5 protein-coding genes and 1 other annotated feature are annotated in these 4,340 nt (G+C 40.1%); all 5 genes read left to right on the forward strand.

Annotated features, from left to right (window positions below):
• Positions 1–322 precede the first annotated feature (322 nt).
• Entirely contained in the window at positions 323–2,254 is a 1,932-nt protein-coding gene (gene thrS / locus AC11ZT_RS13525) for a threonine--tRNA ligase (RefSeq protein WP_484060103.1), read from the forward strand.
• Between the two features lie 228 nt (positions 2,255–2,482).
• Positions 2,483–2,608 (forward strand) — a sequence feature (ribosomal protein L20 leader region).
• 65 nt (positions 2,609–2,673) lie between these two features.
• Positions 2,674–3,177 (forward strand): translation initiation factor IF-3, encoded by a 504-nt coding sequence (gene infC, locus AC11ZT_RS13530; protein ID WP_484060104.1) that lies wholly within the window; start codon positions 2,674–2,676, stop codon positions 3,175–3,177.
• A 21-nt stretch (positions 3,178–3,198) separates the two neighbouring features.
• The gene (gene rpmI / locus AC11ZT_RS13535; RefSeq protein ID WP_484060105.1) at positions 3,199–3,396 is read left to right on the forward strand and encodes a 50S ribosomal protein L35; all 198 of its coding nucleotides are present in this window, start codon (positions 3,199–3,201) and stop codon (positions 3,394–3,396) included.
• 39 nt (positions 3,397–3,435) lie between these two features.
• A complete protein-coding gene (gene rplT, locus AC11ZT_RS13540) occupies positions 3,436–3,795 on the forward strand; it encodes a 50S ribosomal protein L20 (protein WP_484060106.1) in 360 nt (119 codons plus the stop codon).
• Positions 3,796–4,137: 342 nt separating this feature from the next.
• A partial coding sequence (locus AC11ZT_RS13545; RefSeq protein WP_484060107.1) for a dUTP diphosphatase occupies positions 4,138–4,340 on the forward strand: 203 nt, incomplete at its 3' end.

Genomic DNA, 4,340 nt, shown 5'->3' on the forward strand with positions numbered 1-4,340 from the left:
TAGTAATTGCTGACGGTTACGATCCGTTATCGTTTCTTGAGCAAAGGAGATTCTTTCCTTTGAAACAAGGGTGGAACCACGAATATAACACTCGTCCCTTTTCCTAGGGATGGGTGTTTTTTATTTACTAGGCTCTGTTAATCTTGCCAGTTGATTTCCGCTCCAGGTGCGAGCTTTCCGCGGGCGGCTTGGGAGCCTCCTCGGCGCTATGCGCCTGCGGGGTCTCCCTTAACCCGTTTTTCCCGCAGAAGCCCGAGCACCTTCCGCTCCAATCAACTATAGGCTTTAACAGAGCCATTTACTAAAAAAGGAGTGATTAGTGATGGCTGAAGTATTACATATTACGTTTCCAGACGGAGCTGTGAAGGAGTTTCCGAAAGGCACAACTACGGAAGATATCGCCTTTTCCATTAGCCCAGGATTGAAGAAAAAAGCAGTTGCAGGTAAGTTAAACGAGAAGTTACTTGATTTGCGTACACCAATTGAAGAGGATGGTGCGATTTCGATCATTACACTTGATTCCAATGAAGGTGTTGAAGTGCTTCGTCACTCAAGTGCTCATCTACTTGCACAAGCACTGAAACGTCTGTACCCGGGGGTTAAGCTTGGTATTGGGCCAGTTATTGAAAATGGATTTTACTACGATGTCGACATGGAAGAAGCTCTTTCAGTTGAGGATTTACCGAAAATTGAAAAGGAAATGGAACGTATCGTAAAAGAAAACATTGAAATTCATCGCAAGGAAGTAAGCAGAGAAGAAGCTCTTGCTCGCTATGAAGAAATTGGTGATGAATTAAAGCTAGAACTTATTCGTGAATTGCCTGAAGGCGAAACGATTTCTATTTATGAACAAGGTGAATTTTTCGATCTTTGCCGTGGCATTCATCTTCCGTCCACAGGTAAGATTAAATCCTTTAAGCTATTAAGTGTGGCAGGTGCATACTGGCGCGGTAATAGTGATAACAAAATGCTACAACGTATTTACGGGACTGCGTTCGCTAAGAAGGAAGAGCTAGAACAACACTTACATTTCTTAGAAGAAGCAAAAGAACGTGACCATCGTAAGCTTGGAAAAGAATTAAAGCTCTTTACCAATTCACAGCAAGTCGGACAAGGGTTACCCCTTTGGTTACCAAAGGGTGCAACGATTCGCCGTATTATAGAACGTTATATTGTGGATAAGGAAGTAAGTCTTGGCTACGATCACGTCTATACACCGATTATGGGTAGTGTTGATTTGTATAAAACATCTGGTCACTGGGATCATTACCGCGATGATATGTTTCCTCCAATGGATATGGACAACGAACAATTGGTGCTTCGTCCGATGAACTGTCCGCATCATATGATGGTATACAAGAACGATATGCATAGCTATCGGGAATTGCCAATTCGTATTGCAGAGCTTGGAACGATGCACCGCTATGAAATGTCAGGCGCATTATCTGGCTTGCAACGCGTTCGCGGTATGACGTTAAATGATGCGCACATTTTCGTAAGACCAGATCAAATTAAAGATGAATTTCTACGCGTCATTCGTTTAATTCTAGATGTATATAAAGATTTCGACCTAAATGATTATTCCTTCCGCCTTTCTTACCGTGATCCAAAAGATACGGAAAAATATTTTGATGATGATGAAATGTGGAACAAAGCACAAGGCATGCTGAAGGAAGCTATGGATGAAATGGGTCTTGATTATTATGAAGCTGAAGGAGAAGCAGCCTTCTATGGTCCGAAGCTAGATGTACAAGTACGTACGGCTTTAGGTAAGGATGAAACATTATCTACTGTACAGCTTGACTTCTTGTTACCGGAACGTTTTGATTTAACGTATGTAGGCGAAGATGGAAAGCAACATCGCCCAGTAGTTATCCATCGTGGCGTCGTATCAACAATGGAACGCTTTGTTGCTTTCTTAATTGAAGAATACAAAGGTGCGTTCCCAACATGGCTTGCTCCTGTTCAAGTTCAAGTCATTCCGGTTTCACCTCATGTTCATCTCGATTATGCGAAGAAGGTACAAGATGAATTAAAACTTGCTGGTGTACGTGTGGAAGTTGATACACGCGATGAAAAAATTGGTTACAAAATTCGCGAAGCACAAATGCAAAAAATTCCGTATATGCTCGTAGTTGGTGACAATGAAGTAGCCGGAAACGGCGTAAACGTTCGCAAATATGGCGAACAAAATTCAGAAACGATGGCATTTGCATCCTTTGTAGATATGATTAAGAAAGAAGCAAAGCTATAAGAAATAGTTCGGATGATCTTGTATGTATAAGGTAGATGCCCCCTTGTTTAACTTCTTCTGTTTCAAAATAGGGGGCAAAAGCCTGTACATACGGGATAAATATCGGAAAATAACTTGCGTACTTTAAAGTTGTCTGTTAAAATAGATTTTGTGCCAATTATTCATATCGATTATTGACAGACTTCACTTGCTATGGTATGATACTTGAGGATTAATTAAATACGAACTTGTGGAAAGTAGGAGCGCCCGCTTCTCACCTGGATGACGCATATAGCTGTTAACAGGTTGATGATAAAATGTGACGATAATAAACAGTTACAGTGTGGGTGTGTATACCCGCACTTTTTTTATTGTACTCGGGTCTCACTGCAGGACGTATTCCTATAAAAATTTGGAGGTGGCTTACTATTAGCAAGGACATGATGGTTAACGAGCTTATTCGTGCTCGTGAGGTACGTCTCATTGGAGCAAACGGAGATCAACTCGGTATTAAATCTCGTCAAGAAGCACTAGAATTAGCTGCAAATGCAAATCTTGATCTTGTAATGGTTGCACCAACTGCGAAACCGCCGGTATGCCGTATTATGGACTTCGGTAAGTATCGTTTTGAGCAACAAAAGAAAGAAAAAGAAATGCGCAAGAATCAAAAAATCATTAGCTTAAAAGAAGTTCGTTTGAGCCCAACTATTGACGAACATGACTTTAATACAAAGCTTCGCGCCGCTATCAAGTTTCTTGAAAATGGCGATAAAGTAAAGGCGTCAATCCGTTTCAAAGGTCGTGCAATTACCCATAAAGAAATTGGACAACGCGTATTAGATCGCTTTTCAGAACTTTGTAAGGAAGTAAGTACAGTTGAATCTGCACCGAAAATGGAAGGTCGAAGCATGTTCTTAATTTTAGCATCTAAAATTGAAAAGTAATTATTAGAGGAGGAAATCTTCATGCCGAAACAAAAAACTCACCGCGGTTCAGCAAAACGTTTCAAAAAAACTGCAAGCGGTAAACTTAAACGTTCACATGCATATAGAAGTCATTTATTTGCTAACAAAGTAACGAAAGCAAAACGTCAACTACGTAAATCATCATTAGTAAGTGCTGGAGACTTTAAACGTATTCACCAAATGCTTGACACAATGTAATTCATTTCAGAACGGATAGATATCTAGGAGGGAAACAATATGCCAAGAGTTAAAGGCGGTACAGTTACTCGTAAACGTCGTAAGAGAGTATTAAAATTAGCAAAGGGTTTCTACGGTTCTAAGCATACTTTATACAAAGTTGCTAACCAACAAGTAATGAAATCTTTAATGTATGCATTCCGTGATCGTCGCCAAAAGAAACGCGACTTCCGTAAGCTTTGGATCACTCGTATTAACGCAGCAGCTCGTATGAATGGTCTTTCTTACAGCCGTTTAATGCACGGACTTAAGGTTGCTGGTATCGAAGTAAACCGCAAAATGCTTGCTGATCTTGCTGTAGCAGATGAAGTTGCATTTGCTGAATTAGCAACAGTTGCTAAAAACAGCTTAGTGAAATAATAATAGAGCCCCAGGGTATAGACCTGGGGCTTTTTTGTATATAGATGTATCCTCTGTGCTACCCTCTTTTTTATTTGAATACTCTCCTGAACGTTATTAAAATGATAAAGTGAAACTTCCATCAGTGGGGGTTTTTCTTCATCCCCCACTGATGGTTAGTTGAACCAATCGGGCTTTTACGGGCAGTTGGACGCCCACTTAGCTTTTTCTGGGTTTCTAAAACCTTGAAGTGGGGGTCTTACTGCCCACAAATAGCGGGATAAATCTGTAATCGAAAAATTATCTTCACATCAGTAAGTACACTGTTATAATTAACATGAAAACTTGAGGAGGAATACAAACGTGGACGTATTGCAATTGTTTAAATTACAGAAGGAATTAGATGAACGAATTTTATCTGAGCATCATTTAGAGTCTCAGAATTTATTAGAGGAAAAAACGTTAGCCCTTTTAGTGGAAGTTGGCGAACTAGCTAATGAAACTCGTTGTTTTAAATACTGGAGTAAAAAACCAGCATCTGAAAGAGGCATTGTGTTAGAAGAATA

The sequence above is a fragment of the Ectobacillus sp. genome (assembly GCF_056992975.1).